This window comes from Acidobacteriota bacterium, assembly GCA_012517875.1.
GTDB lineage: Bacteria > Acidobacteriota > JAAYUB01 > JAAYUB01 > JAAYUB01 > JAAYUB01.
Map to the genome: position 1 here is coordinate 111,443 of JAAYUB010000017.1, position 26,434 is coordinate 137,876.

18 protein-coding genes are annotated in these 26,434 nt (G+C 65.9%); 12 read left to right on the top strand and 6 right to left on the bottom strand.

All coding sequences use genetic code 11. From position 1 onward, the window contains the following. Positions 1-72: 72 nt before the first annotated feature. The gene (locus tag GX414_02170; GenBank protein NLI45894.1) at positions 73-786 is read left to right on the top strand and encodes a hypothetical protein; all 714 of its coding nucleotides are present in this window, start codon (positions 73-75) and stop codon (positions 784-786) included. A gap of 21 nt (positions 787-807) precedes the next feature. Here GX414_02170 and GX414_02175 read toward each other — a convergent pair whose 3' ends face one another. From GX414_02175 to hcp, 6 genes are all read right to left on the bottom strand, one after another. Further along, positions 808-2,628, bottom strand: coding sequence for a PAS domain-containing protein (locus GX414_02175; GenBank protein ID NLI45895.1), 1,821 nt, complete (start codon positions 2,626-2,628; stop codon positions 808-810). 8 nt (positions 2,629-2,636) lie between these two features. Then, a complete protein-coding gene (locus GX414_02180) occupies positions 2,637-3,467 on the bottom strand; it encodes a prepilin peptidase (GenBank protein NLI45896.1) in 831 nt (276 codons plus the stop codon). A gap of 358 nt (positions 3,468-3,825) precedes the next feature. Continuing rightward, on the bottom strand, positions 3,826-4,311 hold the full coding sequence (locus GX414_02185) for a superoxide dismutase (GenBank protein NLI45897.1): 486 nt from the start codon (positions 4,309-4,311) through the stop codon (positions 3,826-3,828). A gap of 148 nt (positions 4,312-4,459) precedes the next feature. Next, on the bottom strand, positions 4,460-5,848 hold the full coding sequence (gene gatD, locus GX414_02190) for a Glu-tRNA(Gln) amidotransferase subunit GatD (GenBank protein NLI45898.1): 1,389 nt from the start codon (positions 5,846-5,848) through the stop codon (positions 4,460-4,462). Beyond that, entirely contained in the window at positions 5,838-7,820 is a 1,983-nt protein-coding gene (gatE, locus tag GX414_02195) for a Glu-tRNA(Gln) amidotransferase subunit GatE (protein ID NLI45899.1), read from the bottom strand. Before gatE ends, gatD begins: the two co-directional genes overlap by 11 nt. Positions 7,821-8,012: 192 nt before the next feature. Continuing rightward, a complete protein-coding gene (gene hcp / locus GX414_02200) occupies positions 8,013-9,671 on the bottom strand; it encodes a hydroxylamine reductase (GenBank protein ID NLI45900.1) in 1,659 nt (552 codons plus the stop codon). 350 nt (positions 9,672-10,021) lie between these two features. On the opposite strand from hcp, the gene GX414_02205 reads away from it, so the two are divergent. The 11 genes from GX414_02205 (at position 10,022) to GX414_02255 (ending at position 26,370) form a co-directional block, all read left to right on the top strand. Beyond that, positions 10,022-11,860 (top strand): serine/threonine protein kinase, encoded by a 1,839-nt coding sequence (locus GX414_02205; GenBank protein NLI45901.1) that lies wholly within the window; start codon positions 10,022-10,024, stop codon positions 11,858-11,860. Positions 11,861-11,967: 107 nt separating this feature from the next. Then, positions 11,968-15,504 (top strand): trypsin-like serine protease, encoded by a 3,537-nt coding sequence (locus GX414_02210; protein ID NLI45902.1) that lies wholly within the window; start codon positions 11,968-11,970, stop codon positions 15,502-15,504. A 50-nt stretch (positions 15,505-15,554) separates the two neighbouring features. Next, on the top strand, positions 15,555-15,980 hold the full coding sequence (arfB, locus tag GX414_02215) for an aminoacyl-tRNA hydrolase (GenBank protein NLI45903.1): 426 nt from the start codon (positions 15,555-15,557) through the stop codon (positions 15,978-15,980). Between the two features lie 119 nt (positions 15,981-16,099). Continuing rightward, on the top strand, positions 16,100-16,720 hold the full coding sequence (locus GX414_02220) for a hypothetical protein (protein NLI45904.1): 621 nt from the start codon (positions 16,100-16,102) through the stop codon (positions 16,718-16,720). Between the two features lie 6 nt (positions 16,721-16,726). After that, a complete protein-coding gene (locus GX414_02225) occupies positions 16,727-17,107 on the top strand; it encodes a hypothetical protein (GenBank protein ID NLI45905.1) in 381 nt (126 codons plus the stop codon). Then, positions 17,100-18,152: a TRAP transporter substrate-binding protein DctP gene (gene dctP / locus GX414_02230; protein ID NLI45906.1), complete on the top strand. Its 1,053-nt coding sequence runs from the start codon at positions 17,100-17,102 to the stop codon at positions 18,150-18,152. Before GX414_02225 ends, dctP begins: the two co-directional genes overlap by 8 nt. Next, the gene (locus GX414_02235; GenBank protein ID NLI45907.1) at positions 18,149-20,023 is read left to right on the top strand and encodes a TRAP transporter large permease subunit; all 1,875 of its coding nucleotides are present in this window, start codon (positions 18,149-18,151) and stop codon (positions 20,021-20,023) included. Before dctP ends, GX414_02235 begins: the two co-directional genes overlap by 4 nt. A 115-nt stretch (positions 20,024-20,138) precedes the next feature. Continuing rightward, on the top strand, positions 20,139-21,662 hold the full coding sequence (locus GX414_02240) for an aromatic amino acid lyase (GenBank protein NLI45908.1): 1,524 nt from the start codon (positions 20,139-20,141) through the stop codon (positions 21,660-21,662). A 69-nt stretch (positions 21,663-21,731) separates the two neighbouring features. Next, the gene (locus GX414_02245; GenBank protein NLI45909.1) at positions 21,732-23,300 is read left to right on the top strand and encodes a hypothetical protein; all 1,569 of its coding nucleotides are present in this window, start codon (positions 21,732-21,734) and stop codon (positions 23,298-23,300) included. Positions 23,301-23,391: 91 nt separating this feature from the next. Beyond that, complete coding sequence (locus GX414_02250; protein NLI45910.1) at positions 23,392-24,906, top strand: DUF1846 domain-containing protein; 1,515 nt, start codon at positions 23,392-23,394, stop codon at positions 24,904-24,906. 201 nt (positions 24,907-25,107) lie between these two features. Then, positions 25,108-26,370: an efflux RND transporter periplasmic adaptor subunit gene (locus GX414_02255; protein NLI45911.1), complete on the top strand. Its 1,263-nt coding sequence runs from the start codon at positions 25,108-25,110 to the stop codon at positions 26,368-26,370. Positions 26,371-26,434: the final 64 nt, after the last annotated feature.

The following is a 26,434-nucleotide window of genomic DNA, read 5'->3' on the forward strand; positions in this document are numbered from 1 at the left end:
GGGCTTTTTTACACGCAACTTTTCGCCGTCCGGTGCGATAATACAGTGGAATTTGATTTTGCGGAGGATTTGATGAAACAGAGCTTTCTCTTCTTCGGTCTGATGACCCTGCTGGTGACAGCGGCGGCAGCCGCCGACGCCCGCATCGCCATCGAAGGGATATTTCCGGACTCCGGCCCTCCCGGCACCACGGTGATTGTCAAGGGACGCGGGTTCACGCTCGGCGACGCCAATCGGGTGTGGGCCGAGAACATGAAAAATGTGTCGGCGCCCGGATTCGTGGAGTTCAACGGCGCCCGCGCCCGGCTCCTGCTCTGGCAGGACAATATGGCCGTGGTGATCGTTCCGGACCATGCCAATTCCGGCCCGGTGCGGCTGACCCTCAGCTCCGGCATCAGCGTCCAGGGCAACCATTTCGAGCTGACCGACGCCGCCGGCGTCAGCGCCGACGCCGCCGGCCGGAAGGACTACGCCTTTCTGGAGTCGGAGTCCGCCGGATTCTATCCCTCCCCCTACTACTACTACTACGGCTATAACCCCCGCGTGCTGGACGGCCGTTATACCCCACCCTACTGGGCCTATACCGGCGACGGCTGTCTGGATTTTTTCCTGGTCTCCGGGCCGATCCTGTCCACCTGCGGGCTCAACACCGGCCTCGACAACGTGATGTTTTTCCCACGGCGGTTCATGGGTGATTTCCGAACCCGCCACAATTGGTGGCGGAACGCAGTGCCCTACTACGACCAGGTGGGCAAGCAGAAGAAACCGTACAGCTTCCAGCAGTAAACCCGCCGGCCGACCGACTGATCATTCGGCCGGCAACGATACGGGCAGATCCAGCTCCACGCCGGTGCCGCGGCCGGGTTCCGACTGGACGCGGATCGCCCCCCCGTGCAGGGCCACGATCTTGTGGACCACGGCCAACCCCATCCCGGTGCCGCCAGGTCGCGTCGTGAAAAACGGCGTAAAGATGCGTCCCAACGCCTTGGCGTCGATGCCCGGCCCGGTATCCTCGATCCACACCCGGACCAGCTGGCCCGACAGAGCCTCCAACCGAACCTCCACCCGTTTCACAGCCGACTTCTCCATCGCCTGGACCGCATTGAGCAGCAGGTTGTGCATCGCTTTCTTCAGCAGATGCTCTTCGCCCGAAACCAAGCAGGGAATCAGCTGGCGGCGGAATTCGATGTCGGGATGGCGCTCGGCGAACAAGTCCATCTGCTCGGCGATCACCCCATCCAGCGCAACCGGCCGGTGCTCCAGAGGCATCGGCCGGGCATATTCCAGAAAGTCGGTGATCACCCGGGCCATCTCCTCCACCTCCTGAACCAGCGCGGCGGCTCGTTTCTGTTCCGCGCCCGGCCGGGCGTTGCCCAACAGCATCTGGGCATAACCGCTGATGGTGGACAGTGCGTTCTTGAGCTCGTGCGCGATGCCCGCCGCCATCTCGCCCTGGGCGGCCAGGTTCTCCTGCAGGCGCAGGCGCTCCTGCAGCTGCATCGGCCCGGTGACGTCCTCGATCACGCCGACCACTCCCTCGGCGTCCCCCAGCGGGAACAGCGACAGGCTGACCGTCCGCTCCGGCTCCTCGCTGCCGGGCGCCGACATCTTCAGCAGACGGCGGGTGAGGCTCTGCTGGGCGCCCCATGCGGCATCGATCGCCGCGCAAATCTCCGGCTGATCCTGAAAGATCTCCCGATACGACTGGTTCGTGAAGGCCACCCGGCGACGGCCCAGCAGCTCCTCGAGGGCGGGATTGCACTCCTGGAAGATGCCGCGCGCGTCCAACGACAGGATCGCCAGCGGCAGACAGTGGAACACATCCCGCACGCGCCGTTCGGACAGATCCGCCCGCTGGGTGGCCTGCTGGTGCAGGGCCTGCAGCTCCCGCTCCTTGTCGCGAAGTTGGCGGATCACGTCCTTGAACGAACCCACCAGGACCGAGACCTCGTCGGCATACGGCTCCGACACGGACCGCAGCCCGGTGGACGAATGCTGGATTTCACGGACCAGCGATTCGTAGGGCCGGACGGCACGGCGCAGCAGGTACCAGCCCAGCGCCAGCAGCGCCAAGATGGCGATCGTTTGGAAGAGCACGGCGAACTGCTCAAACGTCCCCATGAGCGGCGGTTCCGGATCCTGAAGCAGCAGGAACACCAGATAGGATGGTTTCAGGCCGTCGGCGTACAGCATCGTTCGCGCCAGAATCGCCGGGATCCGGCCGTTGTGCGCGATGGTGAGCGCTTCCAGCAGCACTTGATCCGGGGCCGGGCGCGCGGACTGCAACTTTTCGAGAGACAGTTTGGCGGCGATTGCCGGCGCAATGCTGATCGAGGATCGGCCGAAATGCGTGACTCCCGCCGGGTCCCGGATCTGCAGCAGGTAGAGACCTTCCCGCTCGTAGATCCCCTGCAGCCGGATCAGGCGCTGCTGACGGGTCAGCGGGGAATGCATGACCAGCTGCAGTTGGGCGATCACCCGGCCCACCTTCGCCGCCCGGAGCGCGTCGTTGCGCTCGGTCTGAACCTTGTGCACATGGAGAGTGAGGAATGCGTTCATCGCCACCGCCGACACAATGGCCAGCGTGACGATTCCGCCCAAAATGTAGATCGTGTGCCGCGGAGGCATACAGCCGCTCACAGCAGACTCCAGTACCAGTCGAGCAGAATCTCCCCGAAGAACAGGGCGCTGACTGCGGCGATGCCCAGGAAGGTCCCAAATGGAATTTCATATTTCCGATCGCCGCCGGCCCGGCGGATGAGCACCAGACCCACCACCGCCCCGAGCAACGATCCCAGGAAAACCGTGAGCAGGGTGCGCCCCCAACCCAGCACCGCGCCCACCAGACCCATGAGGATGATGTCTCCATGCCCCATGCCTTCTTCCCGGCGGACGAGATAGTAGCCGACGGCCACCACGAGCAGCATCCCCGCCCCCAGCAGCGAGCCGACCAGCGATCCGATCCAGGCGAGAATTCGCTCGTCCGCCGTCATCACGCCCAGCAAACCCAGCAGCCGGCCGACGTTCGGCGCCTCATACTGATGGATCACCTGCCAGGGGGCGGTGGCCAGCCCGACGATCCAGCCGCCCACGGTGATGCCGTGGGGTAGGATGCGGTGCTGGGCGTCGATGAAGACCAAAACGAGCATCGCGCTGCCGAAGGCGGCGTAGAGCAGCGCCGATGGGGTCAAGGCCCACCCCAGATAGGCGGCAACCCACAGCAGGCCGTTGAGTGCTTCGACCACGGGGTACTGCCAAGAGATGGCGGTGCTGCACCGGCGGCATCGCCCGCGCAGGATGAGGAAACTCAGGATGGGAATGTTGTCATAGAAGGCGATGGGCTGGCCGCAGCCTGGGCAGGCTGAGCGGGGTGTGACGATGGAGCGTTCGCGAGGCACCCGGTAGATGCAGACATTCAGGAAGCTGCCCACCACAATGCCGAAGGCGAAAATCATTAGATAGATCATGACCGTTGGATGCCCTTCGATATTCGCAGGTATCGACCGGGTCGTCGCATACCGCCAAGCCGGATCCGGACTGGTGCGGGGCGGATCCGACACCTTCAGGCGAGGCCACGTTAGCCGAAATAGCCCTGCGAATCAACAAAAAACTGCCCTGTGGGTACCAGGGCAGCCGTCACCATAAGGTGGATTGGGGAGGGTATGGAGAATGTTTCAAACAGTTTTAATTATACTGTTTTCCCGATACAGGTCAAGTTGAAACATCACCCGGCGGCCTCCCACCGAACATGCAGATACATCACTGTTTAAAGCGGATCCCGAGCCTGGATCTCGATTCGAATATATCGTTATGACGGGCAACTCATCAGTGATTGTGGCCGCGGGTACCTGCCTCGCCAAAGTAGGCCTTGCGGAACTCTGCCAGCAGTTCGCGCAGTCGGGCCACGCGGCTCAGGTCCGTGGTCTGCTTGGCCTGCATCGCCACGATGAGCATTTCGTGCAGCAGGGTCAACTGCCGGAGGTACCGGGCATGCGCCTCGGCATTTGTCGCATCCGCCGGCTTGATCCGCTGGGTGAGGAAATACTGGGCGACGGTTTCCTGGATGTAGCTGGCGTGCGTCTCCTTGTTCGTGACCCACCGCACCAGCTGGTTGTAGTTCTTCTCTCCCTGCACCGAAAGCTGGACGATCTGCTGCATGGATTTCTCCACGGTGTCAATGTCCTCGGCAATCGCCTGGACGCGCAGCTCATCGCCGTAGATGCCGCACGGGATTTCGCAGTGGGCGCGGAGCGCCGGTGACAACACCGACAGCGCAGCCAACATGGCGAGCAGGAGTGTGGCTTTTTTCATCATCTGATCCTCCTTGCCGGGACGCATTGGCGCCCGGTTCACGGACAACAGATTCAGTCCGGTTCGGATGGATTCAGACTACCGCCGCACCCGGCCATTCGGTTCACAACGTCCGGCGGGTAAGCATGCGGTGCGGCGGGCGATTCAGTCACCGGTGATAGCGGGAGATGAACTCCTCCACCTCGGGGATCCCGCCCTGGAAGACGAGGTAGCCGTTGCAGGGCTCGCGTTCGGTGATCTCGCCGGCGATGGGCGTGTACATGATCCGCCGAACTTCCGCCAGGTCGCTCGTCTGCCCCAGCGCCCAGCCCAGTTTCACGTAGGCCACCTCGGGGAGCATGTTGGCCATGGGCACGACGCCCAGCTCCATCATGTCGCGCCCCGTGTCGTAGACGTACATCTGGACATAGCCCCACAGCGTCTGCACGGTCATATAGACGGCGATCTGCTTCTCCTTTGCCCGCTTCAGGGCCGGGTAGAGCGGTTTGTTGACGTGGCCGAGCCCGGTGCCGGCGATGATGATGCCCCGGTAGCCGTTGTCGATGAGAGAGTCGATGATGTCCGGCCGCATGTTGGGATAGTAGTAGACGATGGACACCATCTCTTCGAACGCCGTGTTGATGGTCACGTTCCGGTCTCGCCGGCGCGGCTTGTAGTCGGGGCGTAGCGGAGTGATCGTCTCCCTGCTGACCATGGCCAGCGGGATGTCGCCGATGGTGCGGAACGTGGACCGGTAGCTGGAGTGCATCTTGCGCACGCGCGTCCCCCGATGGAGCAGGCCGTACTCGTCGGAGGTGGGCCCGAACATGCAGACCATCACTTCCGCCAGGTCGCCTTCGGCGGCGGCCTTGACGCTGTGCATCAGGTTCAACGCCGCATCGGACGACGGCCGGTCGCTGGAGCGTTGCGACCCCACCATGACGATGGGCACTGGCGAGTCCTGGACCATGAACGAGAGGATGGCGGCGGTATGGTGCATCGTGTCGGTACCGTGGCCGATGACGATGCCCTGGACCCCCTTGGCGATCTCGCGGCCGATTGCCTCAGCGGTGCCCCGCCACTGCTCCGGCCCCATGTTCTCGCTGAACACGCCGTAGAGTTTTTCGGTTTCCAGGTTGCAGATGTCGGCCAGCTCGGGTACCGATCCGTAGAGCTCGCCGGGTGAAAACGCCGGGATGACGGCGCCGGTGCGGTAGTCCAGCCGGCTGGCGATGGTGCCGCCGGTGCCCAGGAGCTTGACCCGGGGTTTCTTCGGATCGAAGGGGAAATCTTTCTCGGGAATCTTGTAGTGGGCTTCCTTGCGGCCGGCGATGACGATGTTCGAAATGCCGGCGGCGGCGATGCCCACGTTGTACCCGTTGCGGAGCTTGAGCACAACATGGTAAGAGTCCGCGGTCTCCGAACGGGGCAAGATGATGCCGGTGAAGACGCCCTGCGGGGTGTGGACCTCGACGTCGCTCCAAACCATGGCGTTGAAATTCTTCAGCGCGGCCAGGGCTTCGCCGCGGTAACCCTTGTAGCTGTCGTCAGCGCTCATGGATGTCCTCCTGCAGCCGGGTCGCGAGGCGCACGGCCACCCCGGCGCCAGGCACACGTCCGTCCAGCTCCCGCATCACCAGTGCCATGGCCGTCCGGAACCGCTGCCCCGGGGTGGGGACGGCCAGTTCCTTGACGCGGGCCAGGCCGCGGGTGATCGCCGTCTCCACGCCGTCCGCTGGCAGCGGCGGCGGCAACTGCTCGGGTTCAAATCGTCCGGCTTCGGCCGCTCGGGCGAGGGCGGGCAGAATCCCTTCGCGGGCCAGCCGACCGCCGCGGTGCGCCGCCAGGATTCCTTCGAAATCGGCGGTCGTCAGCTGCGCCGTCGAGAGGCGTTTTCGTTTGAGCCGCTTGGGCAGTTGGACGAGGGCCACGGCAACCAGGACCGGCGGCAGCCCCCACTCCCGGACAACCTTTTCGAACAGCTCCCACTGGGGCGAGATGACCAGGGGCCGCACTACGTCTTCAGGCACCCCCTGCGTCCGGCACCACGCTTCGCGCGTCCAGTAGTATGCCGGCAGGTTCCGGCGAATCCGCTCCAGCCGCTCGCCGGCGATGCGCTTGGGGGGCAGGTCAGTGTCCGGGTACATGCGGTCGGGGCCAGGCAGGATCCGCTCGAAACCGTTGGTCCCGTCCCGGAGGGCTTGCCGGGTTTCCGACGGGATGCCTACCGTGGCCTCGCGCGCCCGGATGGCGATCTCCCGGGCGCCCGTCTCGACATCGGTGGGCGGGCCCCACACCACGACGACGGCGTCGTTGTCACCGGCGCCAGTGGCCTTCTTGATCTCATGCCATTCGGCGGCCGCCAGGGTCTCGCTCTGGCTGTCGCTGTGCACGATGTTGGGCAGCGTGGTCAGGCATGCGATCACCCGCACGCGGTCGGAGATCTCCCGGGAGAACGCGGTGTCGGTCTGGGTGGGCCAGCGCAGCAGGTCGCGGAAACCCACCAGGTTCACACCGAACACCACCTTCCCTTCGGCGATGGCTGTCCGGATGGGCTGGAAGCGCGTTTTGCGGAGGCTGCGGGTCACCTCCGTTGTCCGAGAAGCGAAGGAGGCCGGGGTCACGCCCCGCCGCCGCAGCTCGGCCCGCAGCCGCAACAGGCTCCACTGGCGCATGGCTTCGTGATAGGTCAGCAGCGGGATGTTGGGAATGCGCGGCACGCCCTTGATCTCGATCCGCGTGCCGCCGGTGACGCTGACGTTTACATCCTGCCGGGCGGCGCCGATCCCCGTGCGCACCCAGCCGGTGCTGCGCACCAGCCGGCGGCAGATCTCGCCCACCTGGGCCACTTCGTGGGGCGTGCGCATGTCCGGACCGGTGACCGTCTCGATGAGGGGCATGCCCAGCCGGTCGGTCAGGTACACCCGTCGGTGGCCGATGTCGCTCACCTCCCGACAGGCGTCCTCTTCGAGTCCGAGCTGGACGATCCGCACCTCCCGGTCCTTGAACGGGATCCGGCCGTTGACGCCGACGATGGTCGTCCGCTGGAATCCGGTGGGGATGCTGCCGTCAAGGTACTGCTTGCGGGCGATGTGGATCTCGTCCACCATGGAACACCGGTACAGCATAGCGATGCCCAGGGCGATATCGAGCGCGTCCTCGTTGAGCTCGAAGGGCGGCGTGTCGTCGATCTCGTAAGTGCAGACCGTGTCGCGGTTGATCCGATAGATGATCTCCTTGTGGGTCTTGAACTCCATCAGGGCGGTGCCGTCGTACTCACCGAGCTCGGACAGCGTCGGACGCATGTGCCGGAGGACTTCGGCGTGGTAGTGGTCGCTGTATCTGCCCGCGGGGCACCGACAAAAAAGTTTCTTGTCCGTGAGGAGCTGCTGGTGGATCTCGAGACCGGACCGGAATCCGATGCGGTGGTAGTCCGCGTCGGTCATTTCGGCAAACGGCTTGAATTCGAAATCGAGGAGTGCCTGGAGATCGGGTGCGGCGGAAGGCGGATCAGCGGGGGTCATACTCATGACCGTATCTCCCTGGTTGGAATCCGGAAACGTATGGGGCAGGCCGAGCCGTGCATACTCCGCCATGATAGCGATGATGATAGGATGAGGCAATAATTTTCAAAAAAACCGCCGGGGACAACCCCGGCGGTAACATCCGGACGCCCGTACCCGCTCAGACGGGCCGGGACCGCTTGTACCTGTGTTTGAGCGTCAGGCCGTCGGCGCCGTGCCCAAAATCGCAGCCAGGTCTTCTTCCACCGACCCGATGGGACGGATGGCGAATTTGTCCACCAGCACCTGGAGGACGGCCGGCGTCACGAAGGCGGGCAGAGTCGGCCCCAGGCGGATGTTGCGGATGCCCAGGTACAGCAGCGACAGCAGGATCACCACGGCTTTCTGCTCGTACCAGGACAGGATCAGGGACAGCGGCAACCCGTTCACGTCGGTCTTGAAAGCCGCCGCCAGTGCACCGGCGATCTTGACCGCGGAGAACGCGTCGTTGCACTGGCCCACGTCGAGCAGGCGCGGGATGCCGCCGATGTCCCCGAACGCCAGCTTGTTGAAGCGGTACTTGCCGCAGGCCAGGGTTAGGATCATGCAATCCTTGGGCACCGCCTGGGCGAACTGGGTGTAGTAGTTCCGCCCGGATTTGGCGCCGTCGCACCCGCCGATGAGGAAGAAGTGCCGGATGGCGCCCTTCTGGACGGCTTCGATCACCTTGTCCGCCACGCCGAGCACGGCGTTGTGGCCGAAGCCCACCCAAATGGTGTCAGCGGGACCGTCCGCCGCAAAACCGGGCGCCGCCTGGGCCGCCGCGATCACCGGCGCGAAGTTCCGGTCGGCGATATGAGTCACCCCCGGCCAGGCCACCAGGCCCGTGGTGAACATCCGGTTGAAGTAGGTTTCCTTCGGTTTTTGGATGCAGTTGGTGGTCATCAGGATGGCGCCCGGAAAGGCGTCGAATTCCTGCCGCTGGTCCTGCCAGGCGCCGCCGTAATTGCCGGCCAGGTGCGGGTACTTTTTCAAACCGGGGTAGGCCAGCGCCGGCAGCATCTCCCCGTGGGTGTACACGCGGATCCCCGTCCCCGCGGTTTGCTGCAGCAGAGCATCCAGATCCTTGAGGTCGTGGCCCGACACCAGAATGGCCTTGCCCTTGAGCGGGTGGATGCGCACCCGGGTGGGTTCAGGATGCCCGTACGCGCCGGTGTTGGCGGCGTCCAGCAGCTCCATGACCCGAATGTTGACTTCACCGACCCGCAGCGCGAGCGCCAACAGCTCATCGGCCTTCAGGTCCGGCCTGGTCAGCGTGTCGAGCGCCTCGTGGAAGAAGGCATACACCGCCTCGTCTTCCTGGCCCAAGATCTGGGCATGATCGGCGTAAGCCGCCATGCCTTTCAGCCCGTAGGTGATGAGCTCTTCCAGCCCCACCAGGTCCCGGCTGCGGGCGTTCAATCGACGCTGGATGCCGATCTGTTCCCCCTGCTGAAGCATGTCGCCGCGGCTGGCGGCGGGGACCAGGCTGGACGGATCGCCCAGACTCTCGGGGGTCCGGCCGGCCCGCCGGCTGGCGGCCATGTACGCGTCGCGGGCCTGATCCCGCAATCCGGCGACTTTCCGGATCATGGCCTCCAGCCTGGCCGGATCGAAGTTGACGTTGGTCACGGTGGTGAACAACGCCTCGATGACCGCCAAATCGTACTGGCGGTCACGAACTCCAAGCAGCCGGAGCCGGTGAGCGTACATGGCCAGTCCTTTACTGAAGCAAAACAGCAAGTCCTGCAGGGAGGCGGTCTCCGCATCCTTGCCGCAGACGCCGGCCTTGGTGCAACCGCTGCCCTGGGCCGTCTGTTCACACTGATAACAAAACATACTCATATTTGCCTCCGCTCTGGTAATGTCTCGCTTCCTGGACACATTTTAGATGCTCCATGGCGCATTGACTTTGACTTAGGTCAAACCCGGACCCGATCCTTGATCATGCACACGACCGCTCCGGCAGCCTTTCACCGAACGGGCTCGCCGGGGTTGCATCTATGCGGATCGCAGGCTCTGTGCTAAGATGATTTCTGGCTTGCGGCCCGTGCCGCCGTCTTGAGATCAACCCGTGGTTGCGTTGATCGCGCCGGGCGGAAATGTCAACGCCGGCCGTCGATTCCGGCGCATGATCGACCCCGGCGATGCGGCGGCCCGGGCCGGATCCGCCGGTCCGGGAGAGGTCTATGGGCACGATCGAGAGCTACTGCCCCGGCTGCTTTCACGAAAAGGGTACGGCGCCGATCTGCCCGACCTGCGGTTACGATGAACGCTCCCGGACCAGCCCCATCGCCTTGCCGCCGCGCTCCCTGCTGCGGGACAATTACCTCGTCGGCCGCGTCCTGGGCCGCCCCGGGGGATTCGGCATCACTTACCTCGGGTATGACCTCAGTCTCGAGACCCGCGTTGCGATCAAGGAGTACCTGCCCCGCGACTTGGCCGGCCGCGACGACGACCACCGGACCGTGGTCCTGCACAGCCAGGACGACACCGAGAGCTTCACCTACGGGCTGGAGCAGTTCCTCAAGGAAGCCCGCACCCTGGCCAAGTTCAACCACCCGCGCGTGGTCCGGGTGCGCACGTTCTTCCAGGAAAACGCCACCGCCTACCTGGTCATGGATTACATCGAGGGGATCTCGCTCGCCGAATTCCTCGAACGGCTGGATCGGCCGCTCACCGAGCAGCAGGCGCTGGACGTCATGATGCCCATTCTCGACGGCGTCGGCGTCGTCCACAGCCAAGGGTTTTTGCACCGCGACATCAAACCCCAGAACATCTACCTGACCGCCGCCCGGCAACCGATCCTGCTCGATTTCGGCGCCGCTCGTCTGGCAATGGGGGAAAAGAGCCGGAGCCTATCGGTCATCCTGACGCCTGGATTCGCCCCCTACGAACAGTACCATCGGCGTGGCGAGCAGGGACCGTGGACCGACATCTACGCCTGCGCGGCCACGCTCTATTACATGGTCACCCGCCAGGTCCCGCCCGACGCTTTGGAGCGGGAAAAAGGCGATACGCTGACACCGCCAGACTCGACCCAGCCCGGCCTGTCGCCCCATTTCTGCCGGGCCATCCTGCGGGCGCTGGCCACCGAACCGGCGTCCCGCCCCCGATCCATTGCCGAATTTCAGTTGCAGCTGCGGGGATTGTCCGTCGCGCCGGCAGCCGAATCCGATCCCACTCTGGCCATCCCGGCTCCCGTGAAGGTGCCCGAACGCATCACCGACACGGGTGCGTCCGCCACCCTGGCCATCGCACCGCCGCCACCGACAGCGACCCGCCGGTCATGGGTGCCGCTCGCGGTCGGCAGCGCCGCAGCGGTGCTTCTGGCCGCCGCCGCGGTGGTCGGCTACTGGATGTTCCAACCGGCGACCGATGACTCCAGGCGTACCGACAATCCCGTTGTCGCGTCGCCCGCAGCCGAATCGCAGCCGGCGGTGACGTCGGCCGACGACGACGCCAAACCTGTTCCGCCGCCGCCAGTCGCCGCCGCGGCGGCCGATCCGATCCGCCCGGCGGCGCCTGCAGCCGGCGATGCATCGGACGCGGCGGCAACGCCGCCGGCGCCGGTCACCGCTCCGGCCGTGCGCACCACCCAGCCGGCTGCACCACCGCCCATCACCCCCGCGACCGACACCGCCCCGGCACCAAAGGAAGCTTCCGCGCGGCGCGAACCCCTGCGCCTCAGCGAACCTGAATTGCGGACCCGGTTGCGCGAATACATGCCGCCGCCCCACGTGCGGCAGCGCATCCGTTCGCTCACCCGGTTTGTCAAGACCAGTTGTCTCGTCCCGATCGAGTTGCTGGTGGATGAGACCGGCGCAGTCGTCCGGGCCACACCCCAGCCGTCGCCATGCCCCCCCAACGTGGCGATGATCTATGCCGAAGCGGCGCGCCACTGGCGGTTCGACCCCACCCACGCGCCGGACGGCAGCGCGGTTCCGGTCATCGGAGTCGTCCATATCCCCTTCCCGCCCCCCGAAAAGGATGTTCCGGACGGAACCAGACCCCTCCCGCGCCGCTGATCCCGCTCGCGGGCCATAGGCATGCGGTCCGCCGCATGCCCGGCCGCGTCGGCCCGACCGTGCTATAATACCGTGCCCGCACCGACCACCTGTTCAGGAGCCGTTGCATGATCAGCCGTGAAGCTCTCCCCGTCGCCGCCCGGTCCGCCTGTGCCTTGCTCGTGGCGGCCGGCCTGCTCATGATCGCCACCACGCTTGCGGCCCAGGTCAGTGAAGGCGGGCTCCCCTACAGTTTTCAGAAGTCCACCCAGCCGGCGATCCACTCCATCGTGCTGCCGCCAGTGGATGTTCCCAGCCTGCTGGCGGAAGACCGCCGGGAGGCGGCACTGGGTCTGCCGTTCCGATTCGGATACCCCATTGAGCGGCGCCTGGATATGAACTCCGCCGGCACGTGGTCGTCTCTCCCGGATGGCGGCCGCCTCTGGCGGTTGCGCCTGGTGTGCCCCGGCGCCCACTCCATCAACCTGGTCTACGACGCGTTCTGGCTGCCCCGCGGCGCCCGCTTCTTCCTGTACAACGACGATGAGAGTTCGGTTCTCGGCGCTTTCACCCATCGCAACAACAAACCGCACGGGAGATTCGCCACCGGGCCCACCCGGGGCGACGCGTGTACCCTGGAGTATTACGAACCGCCGGGCGTCGATCGGTCCGGCTGCATCACCATCGCCCGGATCATCCACGGGTACCGGAATGTGTTCGACAAGCTGGATAAATCATTCGGCGACTCGGGCGCCTGCAACGTGAATGTGCAGTGTCCCGAAGGCGCCGCCTGGGAGGCCCAGATCCGCTCGGTGGCCATGATTTTGACCAGCGGCGGCTGGCGACTCTGCTCCGGCGCGCTGGTCAACAACGTCCGCAACGACTATACGCCCTACTTTCTCACCGCCAACCACTGCCTCGGCGGCGAGGAAACATGGGTGATCATGTTCAACTATCAGAGCTCCAGCTGCGCCAACTTCGACGGGCCGACGACGGACACGGTGTCCGGTACAACCCTGCTGGCCAACAACTGGGATTCCGACGTCGCCCTGCTTCGACTCAGCGAAGATCCGCCGCCGGAATACAACGTGCATTTCGCCGGCTGGTCGGCCGTGGACACCGCGCCGCCGCATACGGTGTGCATTCATCATCCCAGCGGCGACATCAAAAAGATCACGTTCGATAACGATCCGCCCGTATCCGCCACCTATGGCGGCACCCCAGCCAATTCGCACTGGAAGACGATCCGGTACGAATTGGGGACCACCGAACCCGGCTCTTCGGGTTCACCGCTGTTTGACGATCTCCACCGCATCATCGGCCAGCTCCATGGCGGCACCGCCGCGTGCGACGGGGCGGAGCCGAACGACCAGCCGGATTATTACGGCAAGTTCGCCCGCTCCTGGGACAACGGCGCCACCGCCGCCCAGCGTCTCCGCGATTGGTTGGATCCCGACAACACCGGCGCCACCACGTTGGACGGCATCGATGCAGCCGACGGCCACTCGCCGGTGGCGGAGATCACCGCGCCCGCCCCGCACGCCCTGCTCGTCGGGCTAGTGACTGTCGCGGCCACCGCCACCGACGATGTGGTCGTGACCCAGGTGGAGTTTTTCATCGACGACGTATCCATCGGCGCCGACACCGCCGCCCCCTACGCCGTCGACTGGGACACCACCGCCTGGGCCGACGGGCCCCACACAATCCGCGCCACGGCCACCGACACCGACGGGTTGCGAGGCAGCGATTGGATTGCGGTCACCCTGGCCAACCACATCTTGGCCTGCACCGCCCAAACGACGCCTGCTGCCGGGGTGGCCCCGCTGGACGTGACGTTCAGTGCCACTGTTTCCGGCGGTGCAGGACCGTACCAGGTGGTGTGGGATTTCGGCGACGGCAGCGATCCCGCCACCACGCTGGGAACCGTCCACACCTATGAGCGTGCCGGCACGTATCACTGGGGCTTCACGGCGCAGGACGCGCTGGGCGAACGGACACGCTGCGAAGGCGACGTGCCGGTTTCGCTGCCGCCCGCCGACGCCGCCGACCAGGTCATTGCCGCCCACGTCACCCGGCTGCCCGGCTGGGCCAGCCAGATCGTGCTGACCAACACCGGCGACACGCCGGTCGCGCCCCGGCTGTACGCGCTGGCCGCCGACGGCACCCACCTGGCCACTGCCACCCTCCACGAACTGCCGGCTCGCGCTCACACCAATCTGACACCCGATGCCCTGTTCCCCGGGGTACCCGCGGCCACCGATTTCTGGGTGCTCGTCGCCGACGCATCCCGGATCGAAGGCGTCACCGTGTTCGGCACCGATGACGACCAGAGCCTCGTCACCATGCCCCTCCTCCGCGGAGGGGATATCGCGCTGGTCTTTCCGTTCGTGTACATTTCCGATATCTATTACACCGGCCTGACGCTCGTCAATCCAGGCCAGGCGGCGGTGGCCGCCCGGTTGACCGCGTTGGCGGAATCGGGCGACGAGCTGGCGGCGATCGATGTGGTCATCCCAGCCCGAGGCAAATATGTCCGGCTGTTGGACGGCATCTTCCCGGGCGTCGAGCCGATCCTCATCCGATTCGTGGCCGTGTCCGCCGAGCGGGAGCTGATGGGCTTCGAATTGTTCGGTTCGTTCGTGGACCAGGGATTGGCCGGTCTGCCGGCTGTCCTGATGACACCGCTGACCGGTCCGCCGGTGCTTCGGGACATCCCGCCGGCCGCTGATTCGGTGGCCCGGCCCGCGGGATTCCAGGGCTGGGGCATCTCCGACACCGCCGTGCGCCTGCGGTGGGACGCCAATGTCGAGCCCGGCGTTCATTATGTGATCTACCGGAAGAACGGGATGTACACCACCGAGGTCGGCCAGACCGAATCGACTGCCTTCACGGTCACGGGACTGGAGACCGGCCGCACCTACACGTTTCTCATGAAAGCCGTCGACGGCGCGGGCACCTTCTCCGCGTACAGCCGGCAGATCCGGGTCGCGCCGCTGCCGTCCGGCCAGATGGATTGGCCGCACCGCCTGTTCTATGGCGCGGTGCCCGATCCCGCGCGGTACTACACCGGGGTCACGTTCTCCATTTCGGGCACGGATCCGGTCACCGCACACGCGTTCATCCAGGATGCCGACGGCCGGGTGCTGGCCGAAGCCGCCTGGCCGACGGCGCCCGGTGAACAGATCACGCGTGAGCTTCCGGCCCTCTTCGGGCAGGCGGAGATTCCCGGGGCCGCCTGTTTGCGCGTCGGCGCCGACGTCCCTCTGACAGGATTCTCGCTCTACATGACCCGTCCGGGCCTAGCGGAGCCGTACCTGTTCGACGGGGCGCCCGCCTGCCCGTGGGGGAGTTACGGTCTGATCTTTCCCATGGTCCCGGACGAAGCCGCGTGGACCGGTGTGCTCCGCTTAACCAGTCTGGCCGGACAGGACGGCACGTTCACCGTGAGCGGTTACGACCGGGGCGGCGCGCTGATGGGTGTCCGGTCGGCGCCCCTGGCGGCCGGCAGCCAGTTCCTGCTGGCCGTGGACGATTTGTTCCCCGACGCTCCGTCCGCGTCCGCCTGGCTGCGGGTCAGCGCCGATCAGCCCGTCATCGGCCAACTGCTGTTCGTGTCCCCTGGCTTCAACCGGTTGGGCGGTTATGCGGGGATCGCCACCGAATAGCCCCGCGCGCCACGGAATGATGACGGACACGCTCTGAACCGGTACGCGCCATGATCCAGCTTTCCGACGACGTGTTCCTGGACGAAGCCGAACTGACGTTCACGGCCACGCCGAGCAGCGGGCCGGGCGGCCAGCACGTGAACAAGGCCAGCACCCGCGTGACCGTCCGCCTGGATGTTGCCGCCTCCGCCAGTCTGTCGGAGGCGGCCCGGCGGCGGATTCAGGAGCGGCTGGCCAGCCGAATGAGCCGCGACGGCGTCCTGTTCGTCTCGGCGCAAGATACCCGCAGCCAGAAGACCAATCGCGACCGGGCGCTGGCCCGCCTGGTCCGCCTTCTGCGGGCGGCCCTGCGCGAGGATCCCCCGCGCATTCCCACACCGATCCCTCCGGCGGCCCGACGCCGCCGTCAGGCTGACAAGCGCCGCCGGTCCGCCGTCAAGGCTGTCCGCCGCAAACCGCCGCCGGATTTGGAATAGGCCGAAGCCGCATCCCGCGTCATCCGCATTGGATAGAAGTTGAAAAAACATCCATCTCAAGATAGCATGGCCTGTTGGGCCGGTCTTCCGCCCGCGCCCCGGCGCCGAAGGAGTCGATCGTGTCATCCAAACAAACCACCGTCAGTCGTGTCGTCGCGTGCGATGACTCGCCTTCTGCCGTCTGCCCGCCACTGGCGGCCGTGCTGCTGATCGTGCTCATCGCCGCGGGACTCGGACCGGCCTGTTCCGTGAAAAAAATGGCAGTGAACCGCCTCGGTGACGCGCTGGCCGGCGGCGGTGAAACATTCGCCGCCGACGAGGATCCTGAACTGGTGAAAGCGGCGGTGCCCTTCAGCCTGAAGCTCATCGAAAGCCTGCTGGCTGAAAGCCCCCGTCACAAAGGCCTGCTCCTGGCGGCCGCTAGTGGATTCACCCAATATGCCTATGCGTTTGTCCAGCAGGATGCCGATGAACTCGAGGATGCCGACTTCGCCGCCGCCACCGCCATGCGTCTGCGGGCGAGGAAACTCTACCTGCGGGCGCGCACTTACGGTCTACGCGGATTCGACGCAGCCCATCCCGGCTTCTCCGATGCCCTTCGGCGCGACCCGAAAGCCGCGATCCAGCAGGCCCGCGCCGCCGACGTGCCCCTGCTGTATTGGACCGGCGCCGCTTGGGCCGCCGCCATATCGCTGGGCAAGGACGACCCGGACCTGGTGGCCGACCTGCCCATCGTCTAGGCGATGATGGACCGGGCGCTGGCATTGGATCCAGATTTCGGGGGAGGCAGTTTGCAAGCGTTCATGATCACCTTCGCCATGGGCCGCGCCGCCAGCGGGCGGAATCCTGAGGCCGAAGCCCGGCAGCACTTTGAGCGCGCACGGCGGCTGTCCGACGGCCAACAGGCCGGACCGTTTGTCTCGCTGGCCGAAGCGGTCAGTGTGCAGACGCAGAACCTGACCGAATTCCGGTCCCTGCTGGAGCAGGCGCTGGCGGTTGATGTCGACGCCCGGCCCGAGTGGCGGCTGGCCAACCTGGTCGCGCAACGCCGTGCCCGCTGGCTGCTGGCCCGCGCCGACGACCTGTTCCTGACGGCAGATTCCGACGAGGAGACGGAGCATGAGTAGACCCGTTGGCACGCTGGTGGGGACGATCGCCCGGCGGCTGTTCCCCGCCGCCCTGCTGCTGCTGGGTGCGGGCACCTTCGCGGCGGCAGCCGGCAAAGTCACCATCAAACTCGGCACGCTGGCGCCCCGCGGCACCTCGTACCACAAGACCCTGATGGCCTTGGGCGAGAAGTGGCGCACCACCTCAGGCGGTGTGGTCAAGCTGGTGGTCTTCCCCGATGGCACGCAGGGCGGTGAGGCCGACATGGTGGGGCTCATGCAGACGGGCAGCCTGGACGCCGGGATGCTCACGGGCGTCGGTCTGTCCGAGATCGAGAAGGGCGTGGCGGCCCTGGGCGGCACGCCCATGAACTACCGCAATCTGGACGAACTGGAATACGTGATCGAGAAGCTGCGCCCCACGCTGGAAAAGCGCATGCTGGAGAAGGGGTTCGTGGTGTTGTTCTGGGGCGATTCGGGTTTCGTCCGCTTCTTCTCCAAACAGCCACTGGTCCATCCCGATGATCTTCGCCGGGCCAAGTTTTTCTGCTGGGCGGGCAACGCCGAGGAGTTCGATCTGTGGAAGTCCGCCGGCTATCATCCCGTCGCCCTCGAGACGGTGAACATCATGCCCAGCCTCCAGACCGGCCTGATCGACACGGTAGCCATGCCCCCATTCTTTGCCCTGGCCAGCCAACTGGACGCCCAGGCATCCAACATGCTGCTGCTCAACTGGGGACCACTGGTGGGCGGCACCGTCGTCACGCGGAAAACCTGGGAGAAAATCCCGGCCGAACTGCGTCCCGCCCTGCTCAAGATGGCTGCCGATGCGGGCCGGGAGATCAAGGCCGCCGGACGGGCGGAGAACGAGCGCTCCGTGGAGGCGCTCAAAAAGCGCGGGGTGAAGGTCACCGTGCCCACGCCCGAGATCGAAGCCGAGTGGCGCAAAGCCGTGGACCCCTACCGGGACAAGATCCGCGGTCGGCTGGTTCCCGCCGATCTCTTCGATGAAGTCGCCCGGTTTCTAAAAGAGTACCGGTCCCAAGCCGGGGCGGCCGGCCGATGAGTGTCGACCCCCCCGTCGAGCTCCCGCAACGGGAGCCGGGCCATGCGCGCCCCGCTTGGCAGCGCGCCCTGGTCAGCGGGGAGAACCTGCTGGTGGTGCTGCCGTTGGCCGCGCTGGTGGTGTTGCCACTGGCTGAAATCGTTCTTCGGGCTCTGTTCCGCACCGGCATTTCCGGCTCCAGCACCATCGTGCAGCACATGTGCCTGTTCGTGGGCATGTTCGGCGGCGCCATCGCCGCCCGCGAAAACCGGCTGCTGTCACTGTCCACCGTCACCACCTTTTTGAGCGGCCGCGCCAAATCCACGGCCCGGCTTATCAGTAGCAGCGTCGCGGCGGCGGTCACCCTGTTCCTGTGCGTCGCCAGCTTCGAATACATCCAGGCGATGCGCCCGCTCGCCAAGGTGCTGGTGTACGGAATCCCGGTATGGGTCGTCCAGCTCGTGCTGCCGGTGGGCTTCGCCCTGGTGGTGCTCCGCCTGATCTGGCACGCCGGTTCCGGGTGGCGAGAGCGCGTCATCGCCTGCGCGCTGGCTGCCGGCCTGGCGGTGCTGGCCGTCGGGCTGCCGTTCGAGCCCGAGCTGCTCATGGTGCCGGCGCTGGTGGTGCTGGGCTTCGCCATCCTGCTGGGCGCCCCCGTGTTCACAGCCCTGGGCGGCGCCGCCCTCATCCTGTTCTGGGGACAGGGCGAACCCACCCTCTCCATCCCGCTGAAGCATTACGGGCTGGTGACCAATCCCACCCTGCCCAGCATTCCGCTGTTCACGCTGGCCGGGTATTTCCTCGCCGAAGGGGGCGCGTCGCGACGGCTGGTCCGCGTGTTCCAGACCCTGGTGGGCGCATTTCGCGGCGGACCGGCGTTGGTGGCCGTGCTGGTCTGCGCTTTCTTCACCTCGTTCACCGGCGCCTCAGGCGTGACGATCCTGGCCCTGGGCGGCCTGCTTATGCCCGTGCTGCTCGCCGCCGGCTACCGCGAGCGTCCCGCGCTGGGTCTGCTCACCGGCGCCGGTTCGCTGGGGCTCCTGTTTCCGCCGTGCCTGCCGCCGATCCTTTATGTCATCGTGGCCAACACCAGTGCTCAGGCCAACATCACCATCCAGCAGATCTTTCTCGGCGGTATGGGACCGGGCGTCCTGCTGGTGATCCTGACGGCCTGGTGGGGGATGCGCCAGGGGCCGAGGATCAAATCGGGCGGCCGCCTCATCGACTGGCGCGAGGCCGGATCAGCGGTCTGGGCCGCCAAGTGGGAACTGCTCATCCCGGTGGTGGCGCTGGCGGCGCTGTTTTCCGGCTACGCCACGCCCGTGGAGGCGGCGGCGGTGACCGCCCTATACGCCTTTCTGTGCGAGAGCGTCATCCACCGGGACCTGCGCATCGTTCGCGACGTCCCCCGGGTCATGACCGAGTGCGGTCTGCTGGTGGGCGGCGTGTTGCTGATCCTCGGCGTCGCGCTGGGCTTCACCCATTTCCTCATCGATGCCCAGGTACCGGACCAGGCGGTGGAGTGGGTCACCGGCGCCATCCACTCCCGCTGGGTGTTTCTGCTTGCGGTCAACGTGTTGCTCCTCGTGGTGGGATGCCTGATGGACATTTTCTCCGCCATCGTGGTGGTGGTCCCGCTGCTGGTGCCGCTCGGCACCGCCTTTGGCATCGATCCCGTCCACCTGGGCATCGTCTTCCTGGCCAATCTGGAGCTCGGATATCTGACGCCGCCGGTGGGCATGAACCTGTTCCTGTCCTCCTACCGATTCGGCAAACCCATGCCCGAAGTCATTCGGGCCATCATCCCGATTCTGATCGTTCTGCTGCTGGGCGTGCTCCTCATCACCTATGTGCCCCCGCTCACCACCTGGCTGCCCCGCTGGCTGGGCTGACAGCCACCGCCCACGACCTTCATCGTTCCCAAGGCTCCCTGATTCTGCTAAGATAGCGGGCGTTGGTGTCACCAATTCATGGATAACCATTCCACATTCATATCCAGGAGGATGTATGGCCATCGTATTGGACGGTAAATCCCTGACCATCGATCGGCTGGTCCAGATCGCCCGCCACGGCGAGAAGGTGGCGCTCAGCACCGACGCCCTGGAGCGGATCCGCGCCTGCCGCGGCATGCTGGAGGAAAAGATCCAGGCCCATGAGATCATGTACGGCGTGAACACCGGCATCGGCGAATTTTCCGAGGTGGTGCTCAACGACGAGCAGGTCATGCAGTTCCAGAAGTACTTGATCTACAATCACGCAGCCGGCATCGGCGACCCCGCCCCCATCGAATACGTCCGCGGCGCCATGGCCGGACGCATCAACGTGCACGCCCACGGGAAGTCCGGCTGCCGGCCCGAGATCACCCAGACGTTCGTGGAGATGCTCAACAGGGGCGTCACCCCCGTCGTCTGCCAGAAAGGCTCGGTGGGCGCCTGCGGCGACTTGGCGCCCATGTCCCAGATCGCCCTCCTGCTCATGGGCGAGGGCGAAGCCTGGTACCAGGGCGAGCGGCTGCCCGGCGCCGAGGCCATGCGCCGCGCCGGCATCCCGGTCCCGGGCCTGATGGCGCGCGACGGCCTGGCCGCCATCAACGGCTCCAACTTGATCACCGCGATGAGCGCCATCCAGCTCTACGACATGAACCGGTGGCTCAAGCAGGCCGAGATCGCCTGCGCCATGTCCCTCGAAGCCCTCTATGCCAACCTGAAGCCGTACGACGTGCGCCTGCACCAGGTCCGGGGATTCCCGGGCGCCGTGCGGAGCGCCCAGGCGATCATGAAGTGCATCGAGGGGAGCGACCTGCAGACCGGCAAGCTGAAGATGAAAGTCCAGGACGCCTACTCCATGCGCTCCAGCCCGCAGGTGATCGGCGCCGCCCACGACGCCCTGGCCTTCGCCCGCCAGCAGGTGGAGATCGAGCTCAACGGCGTCGGCGACAATCCCATCTTCTTGCCCGAGCATCGGCTCACCCTGACCGGCGCCAATTTCCAAGGCACCCCGGTGTGCCTGCCCATGGACATGGTGGGCGCTGCCATCACCACGGTCTGCGTGATGTCGGAACGCCGGCTCAACCGCCTGACCAACCCCGCGCTCAGCGTGGGGCTCCCGCCGTTCCTGACCAAGGGCGCCGGCATGTTCTCCGGCATGATGCTCAGCCAGTACACCGCCGACAGCCTCATCGTGGAACAGCGCATCCTGTCGATGCCGGCCAGCACCCAGTCCATCCCGGCCGCCGCTGACCAGGAGGACTTCGTGTCCATGGGCATGAATACGGCGATCAAGAACCACCAGATCTTCGACAACGCCTGCGGCGTGCTGGGCATCGAGTTCATGGCCGCCGCCCAGGGACTGGACTTCCGGACCTTCACGCCGGGCAAGGGCGTCCGGGCGGCGCACGGCGTGGTTCGCAAATACGTCGCCCATCTCGGCGAGGATCGGCCGCTCTATCCCGACCACACCCGGATGAAGGAGCTGGTGCGCTCCTGCGAGATCCTGGATGTGGTGGAGCAGGCCGTCGGCAGTCTCGAATAGCGGATTCTCCCACCGGCCGCCGGGCGGTTTTCCGCCCGGTGGCCGCCGATTCGTCGGCTGGCCACCGCCATGAGACGCACCATTCTTCGAGCGGTTGTGTCGCTCCTGCTGCTGCTGGCGGCCCTGTCCGCCGGCTGTCACCGGCCGGACAACTGGCTTCGACTTGACGGCCGGTCCGAGCTGCGCATCGCCCTCCCCACCGGACCGCTCCATCTGGACCCCCACCTGGACGCGGAAGAGATCAGCAACATCTTCTACCACCACCTGTTCGATCCGCTCGTCTTCCTAGACGAGAACCTGACGTGCCGACCGTGGCTGGCATGTTCCTGGAGCAACCCTAACCCGCGCACATGGCTCTTCAACCTGCGCACCGACGCCGTCTTCCACGACGGGCGCCCCGTCACGGCCGCCGATGTGGCCTACAGCCTGGAGCGCATCCGGCAGCTCGGGCAGTCGCCCAAGCAGACGTTGCTCTCGTCCGTGCGATCCGTCCGGGCGGTGTCTCGCGGCACTGTCGAAATCACGACCCATGAGCCATACGCGCCGCTACTCGGCAAGCTCTCGCAGATCATGGTCGTGCCGGCCGACCGCTATCGCAACCGGCCTCTCCACGACACCAAGCGCAACCCGTTCGGCTCCGGCCCGTATCGGCTGGCCGCCCGCCATGGTGATCGAGAGTATCTCCTTGAGGCGGTGCCGAACCACTGGCATTTCCAGCGGTTGTTCCGTCGCGTGCGCATCCGGGTGGAGCCCGACGACGCGGCCCGAGCCGAGCTGCTGGTGCAGGGCCGGGTGGACCTGATCTCGGCGCCGGCGCCCGGTCAGATCCCGGCCCTGCGGGCCGACGGCCGCTTCACCGCCCCGGTCTCGCCGGGGCTGCGCCTGGTTTATCTGGGGCTCACGTTCCGCGCACAGCTCGCCGACGGCCGGCCCAACCCCTTCCGCGAGGCCGCGGTGCGCCGCGCGGTATCCATGGCATTGGACCGGACTCGGCTGACCACCGGGCCGCTGGAACACATGGGGGAGCCCGCCGTCCAGGTCGTCTCCCGGTCGGTGTTTGGGTATACTCCCGACGCCGCGCATCCCGGCCATGACCCGGAACAGGCCCGCGCGCTCTTGCGCCAAGCCTGGCGTCCCCGGGGGAGCGCCGTCGAACTGCGCTACCCCCGTGCCAAGTACTTCCGCGTGCGTGAGGTGGCCGAGGAGTGCGTTCGGCAGTTGGCGGGCGTCGGCATCTCGGCCACCCCGGTCGGGATCGACAAGCTGTCCTATCTCCAGCCTGTGGAGACATCCCGGTCCGACATGTTTCTGGCGAGCTGGATTCCCCTGACCGGCGACGCTTCCGACATCTTCGAGGCCTGTTTTCATTCCCGCGGCCGGGATCCCAACTTCGGCTGGTACAACATCGTCGGCTACCGCAACCCGGAGCTCGACCGGATGATCGCCGCCAGCACCCGGACGGCTGACCGGCAGCAACGTCTGGAACTGCTGCAGCGGATCCTGATTCGAGCTCAAGCGGATAATATTTGGATTCCCCTGTACTTCCAGAAAGACAGCTACGCCCTCCGGCGGGAGCTGATCTGGCGGCCCCGCCTCGACCGCTACATCCTGGCGTTCGAGGTGGAGGTCCGACCCTGATCGTCGGCCCCGCACACCAAGTCACTTGACGCCCGGCGCGCTTGGTGGCATTGTATCCTTTTATTCATCGCCGCGCCCGACGGGAGGAACCGTGCCGACTCACTCAGGTTTCGACAACGACAGGTATTTGCGCGAACAGACCGCCGCCATCCTGGAGCGGGTGCACCGGTTCAACGACAAGCTGTACCTCGAATTCGGCGGCAAGCTGCTCTTCGACCTCCATGCCGCCCGGGTGCTGCCCGGGTACGATCCCAACGTCAAGATGCGGCTGCTGCACCAGCTTCGCGACCAGGCCGACATCATCCTCTGCATCTTCGCCGGCGACATCGAAAAGCGCAAGGTGCGCGCCGACTTCGGCATCAGCTACGACGCCGACGCCCTCAAGCTCATCGACGACCTGGCCGACTGGGGCATCGAGATCACGGCCGTGGTCATCACCCGCTATGACGACCAGCCGGCCGCCCGGATTTTCAAGAACAAGCTGGAGCGGCGCCAGGTGCGCGTCTACACCCACCGCGCCACCCCCGGCTACCCCACCGACATCGACCGGATCGTGAGCGACGCGGGTTACGGCGCCAACCCCTACATCGAAACCACCAAGCCGCTGGTCGTCGTGACGGGGCCCGGCCCCGGCAGCGGCAAGCTGGCCACCTGCTTGGCCCAGCTTTACCACGACTACCGCCGCGGCCGCTCGGCGGGCTACGCCAAGTTCGAGACGTTTCCCATCTGGAATCTGCCCCTGAAGCATCCGGTCAACGTCGCCTACGAGGCCGCCACCGCCGAACTGCGGGATGTCAACGTCATCGACCCGCACCATCTCGAGATCTATGGCCAGACCACCGTCAACTACAACCGCGACGTCGAGATCTTTCCCGCCCTGAAGCGGATCATGGAGAAGATCACCGGCGCGGCCTCGCCCTACAACTCCCCCACCGACATGGGCGTCAACCGCTGCGGGTTCGGCATCGTCGACGACGCCGCGGTCCAGGCCGCCTCCCGTCAGGAGATCATCCGCCGCTACTTTCGCTATGCCTGCGAGTACATGCTGGGTCTGGTGGACCGCGAGACCGCCCAGCGCGTGGAGCTGCTGATGCGGGACAACGGGCTCACTCCCGAAGACCGGCCGGTGGTGAATCCCGCCCGCGTCGCCGCCCGCGCCGCCGAAGAGGGCGGCAAGGGGCACGACGGCATCTTCTGCGGCGCGGCGGTGGAGCTGCCCGACGGCTTTGTGGTGGACGGGAAGAATTCACCCCTCATGCACGCGGCCTCGAGTCTGGTGCTCAACGCCGTCAAGCGGCTGGCGGGGATCCCGGACCAGATCCACCTGCTCTCCCCCACCATCATCGATTCCATCGCCAGCCTGAAACGGCAGGTGTTCGGGAAGGATGTCAGCCTCGACCTCAACGAGACCCTCAACGCGCTGGCCATCAGCGCCACCACCAATCCAGCCGCACAGGTGGCCATCGACAAGCTGCGCGCCCTGCGGGGATGCGAGGCCCATATCACCCACATCCCCGCTCCCGGCGACGAATCCGGTTTGCGCGATCTCGGCATCAATCTGACCTCCGATCCGCAGTTTTCCAGTCACCGGCTGTTCGTCCGCTGATCCCCGGGACCGTCCACCGATTCACCCAAACACGTCGGTGGTCCGCCTGCACGCCACAGCTCATCCCGCCCACAATCCCTGTTGTCCCTCGCCGGATCCGCTTCGTCCCGTCATCGCACCACTCGGCCCGCGGGAACTGAACTATCCCCGTTTCTCGCGCGTATTGGTTCACAGTAATTCATGACAGCGGGAGAAACGGTCATGCTGAAGAAACTATCCACACGAGTCAAGGTTTACATGTTTCTGGGCTTCTGCGCCATCCTGGTGATCGGCGCAGTCGCTCTGAACAGCACTTCCAAAACCGCCGCAGCCGCTTCGAAGCCGAAAGCCGGCCAGAGCCCGGACGGCGACAAGGAGGCGGTGCCGGTGGAACTGGCCGCGGTCCAGCGGGGCGAGATCTCGTCGATCATCACCGCCAGCACCAACCTGCGCGCCTTGCGCGAGGTCGACGTGGTCAGTCAAACTGCCGGAATCGTTCACCGGTTGTCGGCCGAGGAGGGCGACTACGTCCAGTCGGGCGCCGTGCTCTGTGTGCTGGACGATGCGGAGCTTCAGATCCGGTTTCAGTCCGCCCAGCAGAAACTGGCCCAGGCCAAACTCCAGTCGGAGAAAGCCGGCATCCAGCAGGAGAAAACCGCCGTCCAGATCGCCAACCAGAAGGAAGAGCTGGCCCGCTATCAGGAACTCTACCAGAACCAGTTGGTCAGCGAGCACGAGGTCGCCCTGATCCGCTATCGCCTGAATGAGCTGGAACACGACGCCCGGGTGTCCGCATCCCAGAGCCGGGAGCTGACCCACCGTGTGGCTGAGCTGGAAGCCGAACTGGCCCAGGTGTCCCTCGAAATCGCCCGCTGCCACATCAAGGCGCCGTTCAGCGGCTACATCGTCCAGCGCCAGGTGGAACTGGGTCGAACCGTACGTCCAATGGATGCATTGTTCAAGCTCAGCGCCTTCTCCCCTCTGTACGCCGACGTCTTTCTCTCCGAATCCGAATGCCGGTCGGTCCTGAGCGGGCAGGCGGCCACGATTCGCCTGGGTGCCGACACCAGCGCCCATGCCTCGGGAACGGTGGCCCGGATCAGCCCGGTGGTGGACCAGTCCTCCGGCACGGTCAAGGTGACTGTGGAACAGCGGCAACCTGAGCAGGGCTTCCGGCCCGGGGCGTTCGTCACGGTGCGGATTGAAACCGCCCGCCGCGCCGACGCCCTGCTGATCCCGAAGCGCGCCGTACTCGACGAAGACGGCGAGACGTACGTGTACACCGTGCAGAACCTTATCGCCCATCGCACGCCCGTCCGGCTCGGCACCGAAACCGGCGGCCAGGTGGAGATCCGTCAGGGCCTGCAGGAGAACCAGCAGGTCGTCGTGGCCGGCCAAGGCGGCCTCAAGGACGGCGGCAAGATCAAGATCGTCCAGGTCAAGGGGAAGAACGGCCAGAACCAGCTGGCTCGACTCCACAGCTAGGCGGATCCGGCCGAGGCGGGCGCCGCTGCCCCCTCGGCGACCGTTTGGGCAACGGCCCGCACCG